This window comes from Planktothrix pseudagardhii (assembly GCF_904830925.1).
In the GTDB taxonomy this organism is placed as follows: Bacteria; Cyanobacteriota; Cyanobacteriia; order Cyanobacteriales; family Microcoleaceae; genus Planktothrix; species Planktothrix tepida.
Map to the genome: position 1 here is coordinate 2,932,254 of NZ_LR882967.1, position 15,918 is coordinate 2,948,171.

The window sequence follows — 15,918 nt, forward strand, 5'->3', positions numbered from 1 at the left end:
TACCAAATTGCTGTGTCCCTAGAGTTTTTTGAACGGTTAATCTCGATTTTTCCAACATCCATCAGGAATCAAAACCCCTGAATAAACCTGAACTTTTGTCATGTCCATCAGATAAGCCCAAACTAAGCCCAAGGGTTGATGATTGAGATCGAATACCGGAATTTGTTGGCGCTGATATTCATTTTTTTCAGGAGGACGGTGGGGTTGATAATCTTCCAATTGATCTAAATCTATAAAAATGTTGGGGTCTGAAAAAGATAAAATCACTCCCTGCACAATACCATCCCCAGCAACCATCCCTGGATACCCTAAAGATAAATCATAGAGTTTTCCCTGAACCACAGCAGGACGCTGGGCGATGACCCGTCCCTGACAATAGCGTTGATAATTGCTTTCCCCCGGTTTGAGCGTACCATATACAAATACATGAATTAGATTGGTCATCGTTTGGCTATCCTGTCTGGATTTGAGAGCGTTGTTAAAACTTTTTGTTAACATGATTAATAGCTGATCATCTTAACCATTAAGATAAAGGTGATGATGGGTTCGGGTTGAGTTTGTTTTTTACTTCTGAATTTATTCATGCTAATAGCCGTTAATTTAATCGATTTTTCATTTCATACCTTACCGTTAAGTGCGTTTTTCCCTGAATTTCCCCTGTTTGACGGTATTTTTTCGACCCAGGGAGTCATGGTGATGCTGCTGGCAGCTTATGCGGTTGCGATGTGGATGTTTTTAACCAGTGCTCCTAAAGTTCATACCATCATGGTTTCGGATTTGAATGTGGCCAAGGATTTTTATGAAGGTTTATTAGGATTGTCTGTGGCAGATGTTCCTTTGCATTATTACTATAACTATGAACAAACTTTAGGAGCAACGGGAATTGATCCGCTTTATCTCTCGACCCCCGTGGGAAGTGCTGCGACTAAAATGCAGGGAACTGAGGGATTATGGTATCAACTGATGAAAAACACCCAGTTACATATTATTGGGGGGGCGAGTTATGGGTCTAAAGATCAAGAGCGTCATGTTTGTTTTGATCGAGATTGTTTAGAACAAATTTTAATGCGGGTACAATTGCGAGGGGTAAAACATAAAATTCGCAGTGAAAGACCGTTAAATTTTTTAGTTAAAGATTTAGATAACCGGGTTATTGAGATGACGGAAGTTAAGAGTTAGAGGAGGGAACGGGGGGATAAGGGGATGGGGGGATAAGGGGACGGGGGGACAAGGGGATGGGGAGAGGGGGAGGGATGAGTTTTGAATTTTGGTATATTTAGCATTAATAGAAATCTAATTGGGGAAATGGTGAAAAAGAGTTTATTGGTGGCGGGAACGGATACGAATGTGGGTAAAACGGTATTAACCAGTGCGTTAATTTCCTATTGGCAAACCTATTATTTATCTCGGAGTTTAGGGGTTTTTAAACCGATGCAAACGGGGATTGGAGATCGAGAGTTTTATCACCAATATTTTGCTTTAAATCAATCTATTGATGAAATTAATCCTTTACACTTTGAAGCACCTCTAGCTCCTCCCATTGCGGCAGAATTGGAAGGTAAAACAGTCGATTTAAAGTTGGTTTGGTCGCAGTTTTGTCAATTACAACAAAGCCGAGATTTTGTATTAGTAGAAGGGTTAGGAGGATTAGGGTCTCCGATTACCCATGAATTAACAGTGGCTGATTTAGCACGAGATTGGCATTTACCAACAATTTTAGTGGTTCCTGTGCGGTTAGGAGCGATCGCCCAAGCCGTTGCTAATGCCGCTTTAGCTCGACAAATGGGGGTATTGTTGCAAGGATTGGTTTTAAATTGTGTTGAACCTTGTTCTCCAGAAGAAATTAAAAATTGGACTCCCATTGATCTGATAGAATCTTTAACTCAAATTCCCATTTTAGGAATTTTGCCCTATATTAATACGCTTACAGATCGGGAAAAATTGGCTCAAATTGCATCTAATTTAGACCTAGAGACAATTTTTTCTTAATCCCCTTGTGGGGGAGAGATTTTCAATCTCACACCCCACAACAAAGACGCGACCTGCACGGGGCTCTTATTTTTAGGCAGAGGAATTAGAAATCATTTGTTGAGAAATGTTATAATTACTATCACTTCTTAACATAGTTTTTAGATTTTCTGCACGCCAATGGTTTCTACAATTCCCAGCTTAAATTCAGTTCATGTATCCAAACTCCGACTGGATATTCGTAATTTGCAACCCCAGTTAGTAGAATGGCGACGGCGTTTACATCAGTATCCTGAACTGGGATTTACCGAAACCTTAACAGCAGAATTTGTTTCTCAACACCTGAGAAAATGGGGAATTGATCATCAAACGGGAATTGCCAAAACCGGAATTGTTGCCACCATTGATAGTGGAAAACCAGGGCCGGTTTTAGCCATTCGTGCTGATTTAGATGCCTTACCGATTCAAGAAGAAAATAATGTTCCTTATCAGTCTCAACATCCGGGAATTATGCACGCCTGCGGTCATGATGGTCACACCGCAATTGCGTTAGGAACTGCCTATTATTTAGCTCATCATCGCCATTGTTTTCAAGGCATAGTGAAAATTATTTTTCAACCCGCCGAAGAGGGGCCAGGGGGCGCTAAACCGATGATTGAAGCGGGGGTTTTAAAGAACCCGGATGTGGATGCTTTAATTGGGTTACACCTGTGGAATAACTTACCCTTGGGAACCATTGGCGTTCGCAGTGGGGCGTTAATGGCGGCGGTTGAGAAATTTCAATGTACAATTTATGGAAAAGGGGGACATGGTGCAATTCCCCATCAAACCATTGATTCCATTGTGGTTGCTTCTCAGGTTGTTTTAGCGTTACAAACCATTGTTTCTCGGAATGTTAACCCCTTAGAGTCTGCGGTTGTGAGTGTGGGTTCCCTTCATGCCGGAAAAACCGATAATGTGATTGCCGATAGTGCTAAAATGCTGGGAACGGTTCGATATTTTAATCCCACTTATCAAGGCTTTTTTGGCAAACGTGTTGAACAAATTATTGCTGGCATTTGTCAGAGTCATGGAGCCAGTTATGAACTCAATTACGCGCCTTTATATCCGCCTGTTATTAATAATAAACGGATGGCAGAGTTGGTACAAAGCGTAGCGGAAACAGTGGTGGAAACTCCGGCGGGAATTGTGCCTGAATGTCAAACCATGGCAGCCGAAGATATCTCTTATTTTCTGCAAGCGGTTCCAGGTTGTTATTTCTTTTTGGGATCAGCAAATCCCGATAAAAATTTGGATTTTCCTCACCATCATCCCTGTTTTGATTTTGATGAAACGGTCTTAGGAATGGGTGTAGAAATGTTTGTTCGTTGTGTGGAAAAATTCTACACGCTGCATCATTAATTCTGGATTCAAGGCGATGAAATTGTTGCAGATCCAAGGTTAAATTTGACACTCCCACCCCTACGCTACGCGCTTAGGGAGCGGGCAAGGTTCGAGTGTCACCACTCTCCCCTCCCCTAAGAACCGTACATGATGGTTATCCCAATCATACGGCTCAAGCCTTGCTTCAAGCCTTGGACTTGGATTTTAGGATTGATATTTAGCTAAATTCAAGGCAGTGAGACTAGCATTAAAATGGTTTGCAAGCCGTTGGGGATGAGGAGATTGACAATCAGATAAACCCGTAAATTGTTTAGCATCACGGAAAATAAACTCGATTTGGAAGCGCGCCTGATAATACTCAAATATCTGTTCAGCATTCAGATGAATATCAGTGCTAAATAATAAAGCAATTTTTGTTTTTTTAGAGCGGGTATCTCTGAGATAAACTAAACGAATTGGGCATTTTAAACAACAACTCCAGACCACTTGTGTATAGAGAAAAATTTGCGGTTCAATCTGATTAACAAAAGTGAGACGACTTAAATCATTTAAATCAACTTTGCCATCATATTTTCGAGGAGCACCGCGTTTCTTTTGTTCACCTGTATAGAGATAACGTAAATTAGCATCTGTTCTAAGTTTCCCAATCAATTGCAAATTCAAATCCTGAACAGATTCCCAAAATTTAGAACGATAGTAATAGCCATCAGCAACGAGATAACGAACGGAATCTGGCAAGAAGTCGCGAGTATTCTTTAAATGTTGAATATAATCATCAATCCTTGTCAATTATGGCTTTTGGCTAGTGGATGATGAAGTTTTATGCCGATATTTTAGAGTCTTTTTTGTTTTAAATTTATGAGATTCAGTGGTTGGAGGTGATTCAGGATGTTTTGGGGTTTGTTGAACAGTTAACGTATTGAAGCTCGAAGTTTCGATCCAACAATTGAAACGATGAACCGAATTCAAGAAGCAATTGTTTGGGGTGTGGAGTAATGTCTTATATTGCTATTTTGAAAGAGATGATTAAAGAAACTGCTACAGTATCATTAGAAAATCACTATAATAAAAAGAAAGTTATACTCAAAGAACCTCCACCTGCAAATTATTCGGTCACAATTCATGGAATGCCAAATGATGATGAGGTTATTATTATCAAGGCGGATTATTTTAACCAAAACCATGAATTTTTTCAAGGAAATAAGGGTGAATGTAAGCGTGCAGATTTTGTCATTATTGCTAATACTGAAACCCAAAAGGTTATTGTCTGTATTGAGATGAAACCAGGAAAAGGGGGACTGGAAGAAGAAATTATCCAACAGCTTAAAGGAGCACAGTGTTTTGTTGCTTATTGTCGGGAAATAGGTCAGTTATTTTGGAATAATCAAAATTTCCTTAAAGGTTATGAGTATCGTTTTATTAGTATTAAGAATATTAGTGTTTCTAAGGAATGAAAAACCAATAAGGTGACTAATTGAGAAATAGTTTACAGTGGATCAAGGTTTCCAGGGTTTAGTTGTGCAAGTTATTTATTTTTCATTCCTAAGAAACTATCACGGACTAAAACAGCTATTCATGATCGTCCAGAGCGAATGTTAAAAATTAGCTCCCCTGATTACCTTGAATTTAATCGCTTGATTTCAAAATAGGATACTGAAATGCTCCTCAAAGTTTTAAAAAGATGATAACTTGGGTGGTTTAGGGTTTGCTTCGGTGATAGGATGCTGTGTAGATGGGTTTTTGCTAAAATTGTTAATTCGAGGTTTCTTTTCAAGTTTTTTTCATTTATATTATAAGATTGATCTTGATCTAGCATCCTAATTTTTTCCATGTTATTTCCAACTTATTCATTTTTAATCTTTTTTATTATTGTTTTTAGTTTAGGGATTTCTTTAAAAAAACAAGTTGGTTTATACAAAGCTTTTTTATTAGCCACAAACTTAATTTTTTACTCTTTTTGGGGATTGAATTTCTTAATTTTTCTGTTAATCAGTATTGGAATTAACTATGGAATACTTTTAGGGTTAAGATCTCGCTCTACGGCTGCTAAATCCTGGTTAATAGCAGGAATAGTTTTTAATATATTGTATTTAGGAACCTTTAAATATTATAATTTTTTTGTTGATAGTTTCTTAGAGATATTCTCTTTTTTACCCTTTGCTTCAACCTTTCAACCCTTAGAAATTTTAGTTCCTGTTGGGGTTTCTTTCTATACGTTTAGAATAATTTCTCACCTTGTTGATTGCTATCATCAAACCCTGGCTTTTCCCCGGTGGATTGATTATGCAATTTATATTAGTTATTTTCCGCAAATTGCTTCTGGCCCCATTGCACGAGCTAAGGAATTTTATAAACAACTTAATTCTTCTCAAAAATATGATTATAAAATAGAAGAAGTAATTGTATTAATTCTATCAGGACTCTTTAAAAAGTATACCTTATCGAGTTTTTTGTTTAACTTTACGCAACTTCCTTTTTCTGACCCAGGTTCCTATTCTTGCGGTGATTTAATTTTAGCAGCCGTCTCCTATTCCTGTTTAATTTATGTCGATTTTAGTGGTTATTCCGATTTATCGAATGCAATTTCTAGTGTATTTGGGTTCCGTCCTATCGAAAATTTTAACTGTCCCTATCGTTCCTTTAGTTTACAAGAATTTTGGCATCGATGGCATATTAGTTTATCAGAATGGTTGAGAGATTATCTCTATATTCCTTTGGGGGGAAACCGACATGGAAAACAACGAAAATATCTCAATTGATTCTTAACGATGCTGCTGGGAGGATTTTGGCATGGTGCGGGGTTAAACTTTATAGTTTGGGGAGGATTACATGGTTTAGGATTAGGCCTTAATCATTACTTTAAAGAAGAAATAACTCCCCGTTTGACTCTTCAACCTTCTGCAAAGGTATCCTCAATAATTCCCCTGTTAAATTGGGGGTTAACCTTTGGGTTTGTCACCTTGAGTTGGATTTTCTTCCAATCTCCTAATCTGGAAACAGCCTTAAATTTTATCCAAGGGATTTGGATCTCAGATGTTCAGATAGTTCAATTTAATGTTTGGCAGCTTTATCTGGTTATTTTTATTATTTTAGTTTTAATTAATTTCTATGGAAAAGCCATTACCTCAGTTTTGATTCGCTTATTTTCTTTAAAAAATATCTTTTTTAGGATTGTTTTAACCTCTGGATTTGTGTATTCTATTCTTATGCTCGGCCCTAATAGTGTTCCTCCCTTTATCTATTTTAATTTTTAACCCCCAATGAAAGATCGAGAATTCTTACTGCTGGTTTGTTTAGTCAGTTTGACTTTGATTTTTTCTAATTTTTCCTTATTTCTTAAAAGTATTGCATCCAGTTCCTTTCTACAACCTCCCCTTAAACAAGCTGCACAACAGTTAAAATTAGAGGGATTTCGTCAAACCGAACAAGCATTTTGGAACCAAATTAAAGACGTTAATTTAGATCAACTTTCTCCCCCAACTGAAATCGCAACCTTGAACAGTGGAGAGCTTTCTCCCCAACCAAAACCCTTGACGACTCCAAATCCTCAACCGACCCAAAAACCGATTTCCTCTGCCACTAAAAAATCCGTTTCTCTTCCTCCCAAACCTAAACCTCCAGTGGAAAAACCCTATACCCGCTTTTTATTTGTGGGTGATTCGATTATGTTTGATTTAGGAGTCAAGCTTCAATATAATCTTCGCAAAACCTATAAAATTAATAATACAAAATTAGATTATAAAGTGTCCAGTGGGTTGAATCGAATTGATTATTATAATTGGTATAATCGCACAACAACCTTGCTCAAAAGTTATAAACCCGATGTGGTTGTTATTTTATTTGGGGGAAATGATGGTCAAGATATTATCGACAAAAATGGACGTTATTACCCCTTATTTACACCCGGATGGGAGAAAACTTATCAAGAACGAGTTGAACGCTATGCTAAATTACTCTCCACCTCTTCGGTGAGAAAAGTGTATTGGGTGGGTCAACCCATGTCAAGACGACCTCGTTATAATCGGATCTTTAGTGTGTTGAATAAAATTTATGGAACTGTCAGCCAAACTTACCCCAAAATTGAATATATTTCAACCTGGGGAACCTTTGCATCGGGAGGAAAATATGCTGCCCTTGTTGTCGATAAATCGGGTAAACGCCGATCTGTTAAAATCAATGATGGGGTTCATTTTACCTCTCATGGTGCTAATATTATTAGTGAGGTTGTCTTAGAGCAAATGAAAAAAGATAAAATTGTTACCATTAAATCAAAACCTGCTAAATCTGCTTCACCCCAGCCTAAATTAACGCCTTCCTCCGTTTCTAAATCTCCTACCCAAAAATCTGCTCAGATGCCCTAAAATGGGCTTCAAAAACCCTTACAATAACCTCCCCTATCTAATTCATCAAATATGGTAAACGCCCCTACACGACCCATGACTTGCGATTTAGCCACCCTGGCGATTGATTGGATTCACCAAGCGGGATGTGAATATGGAGATATTCGTTTTTGTACTTATCGAAATCAAAGCCTTCATGCTAATGATCGTTCCTTAAGTCACCTGACAGATCATCAGAAATCCGGTTTTGGAGTTCGAGTTCTTCTGAATGGATCTTGGGGATTTGCGGCGAGTTATCGTCAAACTCCAGAAGAACTGATTCGAGTGATTAATTTAGCCATTGAAATTGCGAAAGGGAGCCGTTTATGTCAACAAAATCCTGTGCGTTTAGTTCCCGTACAAGCTTATCAAGATAGTTATATTACACCGATTACCATTGATCCCTTTTCTATTCCCATCACAGAAAAAGCCGACTTATTATTAACAATTAATGACCGCTTACTTCAGTATGAAGAACAGGGGATTAGAAAAGCTAGTTCCCATCTGCAATTTAACCAAGAAAACAAACTATTTGCTTCTACAGAAGGGTCATTGATTGAACAAACAATTTATCGTAGTTATAGTGGATATCGTTGTACGGCGGTGGCGAATGGAGATGCTCAAAGTCGTAGTTATGAACGTCCTCCTTTAAATTTAGGTTATGAACATATTGATCAAACGGATTTATTGAGTCAAATTGAACGAGTCGCCGAGGAAGCCATTGAAAAAGTTTATGCTCCTAAAGGGCCGTCAGGCATTCAAACGACATTAATTTTAAAGCCAACTAATCTTTATTTAACCATTCATGAATCCGTTGGTCATCCCACAGAATTAGACCGAGTTTATGGCTATGAATCTAATTTTGCTGGAACCAGTTTTGCCACAACAGATCAATTAGGAACCTTACAATATGGAGCACCTTGGATTAACTTTAAATGCGATCGCACCCAACCTGCTGGACGCAGCACCATTGGCTATGATGATGAAGGGGTTCCTTCTCAAGAATGGTATGTAGTAAAAGATGGAATTTTAGTGGATTATTTAACCGACCGAGAAACCGCTTATCGTTTAGGACGTTCGAGTAGTAATGGGTGTGCTTTTGCCGATAGTTGGTCAAGTTTACCTATGGTGAGAATTCCTAATTTAGGATTAGAACCAGGGCCAGAAGGAGGAAGCCATACCGCTACATTATCAGCGATGATTGCTGATACAAAAGAGGGGATTTTAATTGATGGAATTGGGAGTTTTTCAATTGATCAACAACGGCGCAATTTTCAATTTGGTGGAGATGGGTTTTGGCAGATTAAAAATGGCAAAATTATCGGAATGTTAAAAGATGTTACTTACCATGCCATGACAACAGATTTTTGGAATCAAGTAGATGCTATCGGCCCTGCTTCTGAATGGCAACAATGTGGTACTAATATGTGTGGAAAAGGCGAACCCTTACAAATTGCTCAAATGACTCATGCTTGTGTTCCCGTGCGGGTACAAAATATTAATATTGGAGGGAGATAATCTCAGGATAAAAAGTAAAATCAATATTTTTCTTTTGACTTTTACCTAATTCAGAAAATACAGCAATTCACTGATAGAATAGATAAAAGTAACCCAGTTCAACAATTTACACCCAAGACAATGAACCCATCTAATCCACAAGATACTATACTAATTTCCCCCTCCACCAATCTCTATGCCCCGCTCATGAGTGAATTATATCAACAGGCAATTCAATATCAAGAAAGTGGACAATTTCCAGAAGCGATCGCGTGTTATCAACAACTGATTAATGTTGATCCTCAATTTCTCTTGGCTTATCAAAGAATTGGCTACTATTCCCTCAAACTTGAACAATTTGAACAAGCCGTTACCGCTTACCAAAAAGTTATTGAATTAAATCCGAATGAATTTTGGGCTTATAATAATTTAGGAGAAGCCTTCATTAAATTACAACGCTGGCAAGAAGCCATTCCTGTCTATGAAAAAGCCTGTCAAATAGACCCAAATTGCTTTTGGGTTTATAATAGTTTAGGAGAATGTTTAGCCCAGACTCAACAATGGGAAAAAGCCGTTCCTATCTATCAAAAAGCGAGGGAATTAGATCCGAACTATTGGGGAGTTTATCAAAAATTAGGAGAACTATTAACGACATTAGAAAGATGGGAAGAAGTTATTCCTATTTATCGCCGTTCCCTGGAATTGAAACCGGACTTTTTTTGGTCATATATTGGCTTAAGTAAAGCATTAATTCAATTAGAGCGATGGGAAGAAGCAATTCCCGTATGTCAACAAGCAATTTCTATTGATCCGAATTTCTTTTGGTCTTATATTAATTTAGGAGATGCTTTATCTCAGTTAAAACGATGGCAAGAAGCGGTTAATGTTTATACCACAGCCAATCAAATTAAATCCGATTTCTTTTGGTCTTATAAAAATTTAGGAGATGGGTTAATTCAATTACAACGATGGCAAGAGGCAATTCAAACTTATCAACAAGCTTTAGAATTGAATTCAACGGAAGCTTCTTGTTATTATAACTTAGGTTTAGCTTATCTTAATTTAGAACAGAAAAAAGATGCAATTACTTGTTTTGAAACCGTGTTAAAACTGCAACCTAATGATAGTTCAGCACAAGAAAAATTAAATGAACTTCTCGAAATTCCAGCGATTAATTCTTCCAACGCCTCATCAAACCTACTAGAACCTATTGACTGGTTAAAGTATTACCCCAAATCGGGACAAAATCCCTCTTATGCGTTGCCTAAATCCCTTTCTTTGGGTAAAAATCCTCAAACCGGAAAATGGCAATTTCCTGTTCCTCCTCAAGAAATTATGTTAGTTTTTGCAGAAAATGAGGAGTATTATCTTAACTCTGGAAAAACTCAGGTTCAGGTGATGTTAAGTGTATTGCGAGAGTGTGGATATTTTCTCAAAACAGGAAGCCGAATTTTAGATTTTGGGTGTGCATCGGGACGTATTCTTCGGCAGTTAGCAGATTTATCCGAGATTTGTGAAATCTGGGGAACAGATATTAACGCTGATTGTATTACTTGGTGTCAACAAAATATGAGTCCCCCCTTTCATTTTTTTGTCGGGACAACAATGCCCCATTTACCCTTTGAAGATCGCTATTTTGATTTAATTTATGCAGGTTCTGTCTTTACCCATATTGATGATTTAGCTGATGCTTGGTTGTTGGAACTTAGACGCATTTTAAAACCCGGAGGACTGGCTTTTATTACAATTCAAGAACGCTTTATTTTTGAAAAAATTAAGGACTCTCCAGAACAATGGCTTTCTAATAATAATATCTGGCCCGAAGAACAGAAACAAGCTTGCATTCAAAATTATTTTGAATATATTAATCAAGATTTTGGGATGTTTACCTTGGGACGAGATACCCGCTCACTGGTTTTCTATGATTTAGATTATTTTCAAGCTAAATGGAAACCCTTTTTCCAAGTTTTAGCGGTTAAACAAGAAGCTTATTATTGGCAAACTGGAGTCTTATTAAAGCGGTTGTAATATTTATTTTATTTCTAAATCTTAAAAAATTTTGAGAGGAGGTGAGAAAAACGATTAACTTGCCTTTTTAAATCAGCCTTGCTTATGACCTATCGACAGGAGAGCCAAACCCACTTCAGCCTACGGTCTGGCTTCGCCTTGGTACGTCTGTGTTCTTTCATTTTTAACCAAAGTTTAGTACAATAATCAGTAAAGCTACTTAAGTGTGGCTGAATCTAAATTGAGCGAAACCACAATGCAGTATTATTTCACCGCATTTATCGTTATTTTCTTTATCGCCTGTTATGGTTACAGCTATTTTATTGTTAAACTCGCTAAACAAAAAGGCGAAGAATTTTTATTTTTTGGGATGCTCTTAGGGTTATTTGGATTTATGGCCTTTTGTGCGGCTTCTGTTCCCGTCTTACATTGGATGCTTGATTAATCCCCTGATAGAATTTTTTTAAATCCTATGCCGTTTATAATGTTAAAAAATTATCAATTTTATTATACCCTAAACGGTGATATTAATCAACCTGTTATTGTATTTTTACATGGATTTTTGGGAAATAGTCAGGATTTTAACGCTCGAATTTTTCCTCTTTTCTCTCAGTTTTGCTGTTTAACGATTGACCTCCCAGGACATGGCAAAACCCAAGTTTTAGGAGAGGATAGTTATTATACAATGCCACAAACAGCAACGGCGTTAATAGAAGTGTTAAACCATCTGAAGATTTTCCAATGTTATTTAATGGGATATTCTATGGGGGGAAGATTAGGATTATATTTAACGCTACATTTTCCTCAATATTTCCAAAAAGTTATATTAGAATCCACATCTCCCGGACTGAAAACCGAATCAGAGCGATTACAACGGTTTATTTGTGATCTTCAAAAAGTCGAACAACTGCAAACCTTAGATTTCACAACCTTTTTAGAGCAGTGGTATGCTCAACCCTTGTTTAAAAGCTTAAAAAATCATCCTAAATTTGAACAAATTTTTACCCAGCGCTTAAACAATAATCCCCTGGAATTATCAAAATCTCTGCGTTATTTAGGAACGGGAAATCAACCTTCACTCTGGGAAAAATTGCCACAAAATAAAATTCCTTTATTGCTGTTAGTAGGGGAATTTGATGATAAATTTAAACGGATTAATCAAGAAATGAATTCATTATCTCCCCTTTGCCAGTTGCAAATTGTTCCCCATTGTGGTCATAATATTTTAATCGAAAACCCTCAAGTGTGGATCAATGCCATTATTAAATTTTTATCCGAATGAACTATCAATTTCAATTTCAACCCTATCAACGTCCGTTTAAAATTCCTCTAAAAACGGCTCACGGAATATGGAAAACGCGAGAAGGAATTATTTTAAATTTAACGGATGAGCAGGGTAATATCGGATGGGGAGAAATTGCTCCGTTAAGTTGGTTTGGGTCGGAAACAATGGAAGATGCACTTATATTTTGTCAACAACTTCCAAGTTGCATTTCAATCGAAACAATTTTTACCATTCCCGATTATTTACCTGCTTGTCAGTTCGGGTTTGAATCGGCATTTACCGAGTTAAATCCTAATAGCTTCGTTGATTTATCTCGACTTCACTATAGTGAATTATTACCCACCGGAGAAACTGTATTAACAACTTGGGAAACTCTATTTCAGCAAAGAGCTAAAACTTTTAAATGGAAAATAGGCGTTGATGATATCACTGAAGAAATCAATATTTTCCAAAAGTTAATTCATAGTATAACAACAACTTTAAGCCCCACTCAAGCTCAAAAAATCCATCTCAGGTTAGATGCCAATGAGGGTTTAACCTTTGAGCAAGCAAAAAAATGGTTAGAACATTGTGATTTAATCAATGCAAATCAAGGGTTAATTGAAATCGAATTTTTAGAACAACCCTTATCGATTGATCAATTAGATTTAATGTTAGAATTATGCGATCGCTATAGTACCCTCCTCGCCTTAGATGAATCCGTTGCTAATTTACAACAATTAAACTCTTGCTATCAACAAGGATGGCTAGATATTTTTGTCATTAAGCCTGCTATTTTCGGTTCTCCCAAAAAACTCAAGAACTTTTGCCAAAATCATGAAATTGATGCTGTTTTTTCGTCAGTTTTTGAAACCAATATTGGTCAAAAATCCGCTTTAAAAATAGCCTCTGAACTTTTATTCTATAATCGTGCGGTTGGATTTGGAATTAATCACTGGTTCACTGGTTAAATTATATATAAAGAAAGACCCGATCAATAGAGATTATAAGTTTTCTATTAAGAGTCAATCCTCAACATTCCTCACAGATAAACACAATGTTCTCCTGTCGTTTTGGCTTTTTGTAAAGCTTGGTTTGTGCGTTCAATACAGGCGCGATAATGTTCATTGGGTTGTGCTGCTGTAAATCCAATATACATTGAACATTGAGGCGGAGTGCTGGGAAGTGTTTCTGTGTCGGTTAAGAAATGATTTAAAATGCGACTGAGTGCTAGTTGGGTTCCGGGTAATTCTGAAAAGATCGCTAATAAAAATTCTTGATCTCCCCAATGAACAGCCCAATCACTTTCTCGTAAAAGCTGTTGAAATTTCTGAATTAGAGCCGTTACTTCCGGGGGTTGAGTTTTTAAAGGATCTGAATTTTCAAGTAAATCAATCCCTTCAATCTTCACTAAAGCAATACATAAAGGTAAATGATGACGGGATGCGATACCCAAACATTGACGAAGATGGCTTTCTGCGGTTTCTTGTTCCAGAAGAATTTGAAAAAATTCTTCTTGTCGAGAGCCAATTATAGTCTCAAGCTCTACAATTCTCTGCTCACTTTTTTGAAGGTTATATTCAATGGCTTTAAACAAGTTTTTAAGTTCATAATAAGGACTAGAATTACAGTTTAAAATCTCTCCTGTTTCACAATAGGAATTTAAAGCTGTTGTTGCCTTAATAATAGACTGTTCAACTTGGCTTATTTTATGATTTAATAAAATAAATCCAGCAATTGTACTAAAAAAAACAACGGCAAAAATTTCTTTTCCCAAGGGAAATTGGGGATGTAAGATTAAATAAAGTGTCGAACCGAGTAGGGGAAGATTAACCGCTAAGATGCCGATGGAAAAAAGTCTACTTTTAGAGGAGTTTTTTTCTCCCCAAATATTGACCTTCTGGAATAGTCTCAAACTCTTATTCATTGGAGTGTAGATGGAAAGATTTGAAATTAGACAGGCAGAATTAACCCTGAAAAATTAGGAGGAGTGAGAAAACAATTCTCCTAATTTTGACCATCAACCTCTCGCCCCCAGTACCAACTCCTGAACTCTCTAGGCTTCTAATTGCGCTTGAGAGCAGTAGTGGTTATATCAGCAGATTTACGACTGAACACTTTGAAATAAGTAGACACCCAGAATTCTTTAATGGGAAAGGCAAGAAATGTCAGGGGATTGATAGTTACAATTATATCGCGGACATCGGCTTGGGCAAGTTTAAGAATTTGTTGAGCCACCCAGTCAGGAGACAGGACACCAATGGGGTTTAAATTGCTCTTAAATGGCCCTAAAATCAATTTACGAATGACACAGGGCGTATCTAAACGACGGAGAGTGATTAAATCTCCTAACGTCCGCTTGCTGAGTTCGTAAAGGGGACTTAAGGCTGGCCCGACTTCAGCTTCGGAGGTATTGACCCACACTTCTTTTTTGGCGATATCAGCGTTGGTGCGGACGGTACTCAGAAATAATTCTAACAATCGCCAACAGGAAAATGTATTGACTTCATAAGATTGAGAGATTGCTTCTTCTGTTCTAAGACCCTGAACATTAATCCCATGATTTATAATTAAAATATCAACCTTTTGCAATAACTCAGCTAATTGTTGTTCTTGTCCGACTTTCCAGGTTACGGTTTTGATGGGAATGGTTTCTCCTTCAACGGTTAAGTTTAGGGTTTGTTCACCAGAGGTTAAGGCTAAAATTTTTGCACCTTTTAAGTGTAAATGAAACAGGAGTGCTTGTCCGAGAGTTCCTGATGCTCCGGTGACTGCAACGGTTTTTCCTTTTAATGAAAGTGCCGTTCCCATGATTTTATCTAATACTGTAAAGGTTCCACAAAAATAAGCGTTTTGATTATCAAAATGATGCCGCCAATGGTAAGTTCGATTCACCATCCAAGGTGCAGGTGGACTGGAAAATTCACCCGGAAGATGGGTTAAATCGGTGAGTTTATCCGCATTTGGAATTCCCATTCCTCTAGCAATAGCAGATAATAAAAAACCGAAGGTATAAATACAACCCAGAAGGGCAAATCCTTGTTGTTCAGGGCTGTAAATATGGGCGATCGCTAATAAAATTAACGTAAAGCTTAACATAACACCAGCTTCAGGAACGTCATTATACCAATGAGCTTGGCGATAAATGTCTTCACTGACTGGGGTTAAATCGGGACGGAATACCCGATGATGCCAATTATGCAAACGATATAACGGTGTAAAAACATGAGCCAGGGTATGGTAAATATCTCGTACCAGTTCCGCACCTAAGATAGAACCTAGTCCCCAAGCAATATTTTCCATCCAAACCATTACTATATCCAATCGCACACACCTCTACTTACTAATTTTTATTTTTATCTCTGGTATTATAAATCTTTCCTGACTCAATCGCTAAACTGGGTTTCTCAATGTTAACTG

The 15,918-nt window shown here is 37.3% G+C and carries 16 protein-coding genes; 12 read left to right on the forward strand and 4 right to left on the reverse strand.

The genetic code is table 11. The features are described from left to right. Positions 1-36 precede the first annotated feature (36 nt). Positions 37-444, reverse strand: coding sequence for a gamma-glutamylcyclotransferase family protein (locus NMK36_RS12355; RefSeq protein ID WP_186440446.1), 408 nt, complete (start codon positions 442-444; stop codon positions 37-39). Positions 445-582: 138 nt separating this feature from the next. On the opposite strand from NMK36_RS12355, the gene NMK36_RS12360 reads away from it, so the two are divergent. The 3 genes from NMK36_RS12360 to NMK36_RS12370 all read left to right on the forward strand — a co-directional run bounded on the left by NMK36_RS12360 (position 583) and on the right by NMK36_RS12370 (position 3,369). After that, a complete protein-coding gene (locus NMK36_RS12360; RefSeq protein WP_254173841.1) occupies positions 583-1,179 on the forward strand; it encodes a VOC family protein in 597 nt (198 codons plus the stop codon). 126 nt (positions 1,180-1,305) lie between these two features. Next, entirely contained in the window at positions 1,306-1,989 is a 684-nt protein-coding gene (bioD, locus tag NMK36_RS12365; RefSeq protein WP_072720498.1) for a dethiobiotin synthase, read from the forward strand. Positions 1,990-2,148: 159 nt separating this feature from the next. Beyond that, positions 2,149-3,369 carry a M20 metallopeptidase family protein gene (locus NMK36_RS12370; protein ID WP_072720497.1) on the forward strand — a complete coding sequence of 407 codons (1,221 nt, stop codon included), beginning with the start codon at positions 2,149-2,151 and terminating at the stop codon, positions 3,367-3,369. Positions 3,370-3,555: 186 nt separating this feature from the next. Here NMK36_RS12370 and NMK36_RS12375 read toward each other — a convergent pair whose 3' ends face one another. Then, complete coding sequence (locus NMK36_RS12375) at positions 3,556-4,089, reverse strand: transposase (protein ID WP_083580161.1); 534 nt, start codon at positions 4,087-4,089, stop codon at positions 3,556-3,558. Positions 4,090-4,346: 257 nt separating this feature from the next. On the opposite strand from NMK36_RS12375, the gene NMK36_RS12380 reads away from it, so the two are divergent. The 9 genes from NMK36_RS12380 to NMK36_RS12420 all read left to right on the forward strand — a co-directional run bounded on the left by NMK36_RS12380 (position 4,347) and on the right by NMK36_RS12420 (position 13,469). After that, complete coding sequence (locus NMK36_RS12380) at positions 4,347-4,805, forward strand: hypothetical protein (protein ID WP_254173842.1); 459 nt, start codon at positions 4,347-4,349, stop codon at positions 4,803-4,805. 375 nt (positions 4,806-5,180) lie between these two features. After that, positions 5,181-6,110 (forward strand): MBOAT family O-acyltransferase, encoded by a 930-nt coding sequence (locus NMK36_RS12385; protein ID WP_254173843.1) that lies wholly within the window; start codon positions 5,181-5,183, stop codon positions 6,108-6,110. Positions 6,111-6,119: 9 nt separating this feature from the next. After that, on the forward strand, positions 6,120-6,605 hold the full coding sequence (locus tag NMK36_RS12390) for a hypothetical protein (RefSeq protein WP_254173844.1): 486 nt from the start codon (positions 6,120-6,122) through the stop codon (positions 6,603-6,605). Positions 6,606-6,611: 6 nt separating this feature from the next. Further along, positions 6,612-7,712, forward strand: a complete 1,101-nt coding sequence (locus NMK36_RS12395) for an SGNH/GDSL hydrolase family protein (protein WP_254173845.1) — start codon at positions 6,612-6,614, stop codon at positions 7,710-7,712. Between the two features lie 75 nt (positions 7,713-7,787). Further along, entirely contained in the window at positions 7,788-9,248 is a 1,461-nt protein-coding gene (locus NMK36_RS12400) for a TldD/PmbA family protein (RefSeq protein WP_438822820.1), read from the forward strand. A gap of 120 nt (positions 9,249-9,368) precedes the next feature. Continuing rightward, on the forward strand, positions 9,369-11,255 hold the full coding sequence (locus NMK36_RS12405) for a class I SAM-dependent methyltransferase (protein ID WP_254173846.1): 1,887 nt from the start codon (positions 9,369-9,371) through the stop codon (positions 11,253-11,255). 205 nt (positions 11,256-11,460) lie between these two features. Beyond that, positions 11,461-11,679 carry a hypothetical protein gene (locus NMK36_RS12410; RefSeq protein ID WP_254173847.1) on the forward strand — a complete coding sequence of 73 codons (219 nt, stop codon included), beginning with the start codon at positions 11,461-11,463 and terminating at the stop codon, positions 11,677-11,679. A 27-nt stretch (positions 11,680-11,706) separates the two neighbouring features. After that, on the forward strand, positions 11,707-12,516 hold the full coding sequence (gene menH, locus NMK36_RS12415; protein WP_254173848.1) for a 2-succinyl-6-hydroxy-2,4-cyclohexadiene-1-carboxylate synthase: 810 nt from the start codon (positions 11,707-11,709) through the stop codon (positions 12,514-12,516). After that, positions 12,513-13,469, forward strand: coding sequence for an o-succinylbenzoate synthase (locus NMK36_RS12420; RefSeq protein WP_254173849.1), 957 nt, complete (start codon positions 12,513-12,515; stop codon positions 13,467-13,469). Before menH ends, NMK36_RS12420 begins: the two co-directional genes overlap by 4 nt. 71 nt (positions 13,470-13,540) lie before the next feature. Here the strand turns inward: NMK36_RS12420 and NMK36_RS12425 are convergent, their stop codons facing one another. Both NMK36_RS12425 and NMK36_RS12430 read right to left on the reverse strand, forming a co-directional pair. After that, on the reverse strand, positions 13,541-14,425 hold the full coding sequence (locus NMK36_RS12425; RefSeq protein ID WP_254173850.1) for a diguanylate cyclase domain-containing protein: 885 nt from the start codon (positions 14,423-14,425) through the stop codon (positions 13,541-13,543). A gap of 137 nt (positions 14,426-14,562) precedes the next feature. After that, complete coding sequence (locus NMK36_RS12430) at positions 14,563-15,810, reverse strand: bifunctional sterol desaturase/short chain dehydrogenase (RefSeq protein ID WP_254173851.1); 1,248 nt, start codon at positions 15,808-15,810, stop codon at positions 14,563-14,565. Positions 15,811-15,918 lie beyond the last annotated feature (108 nt).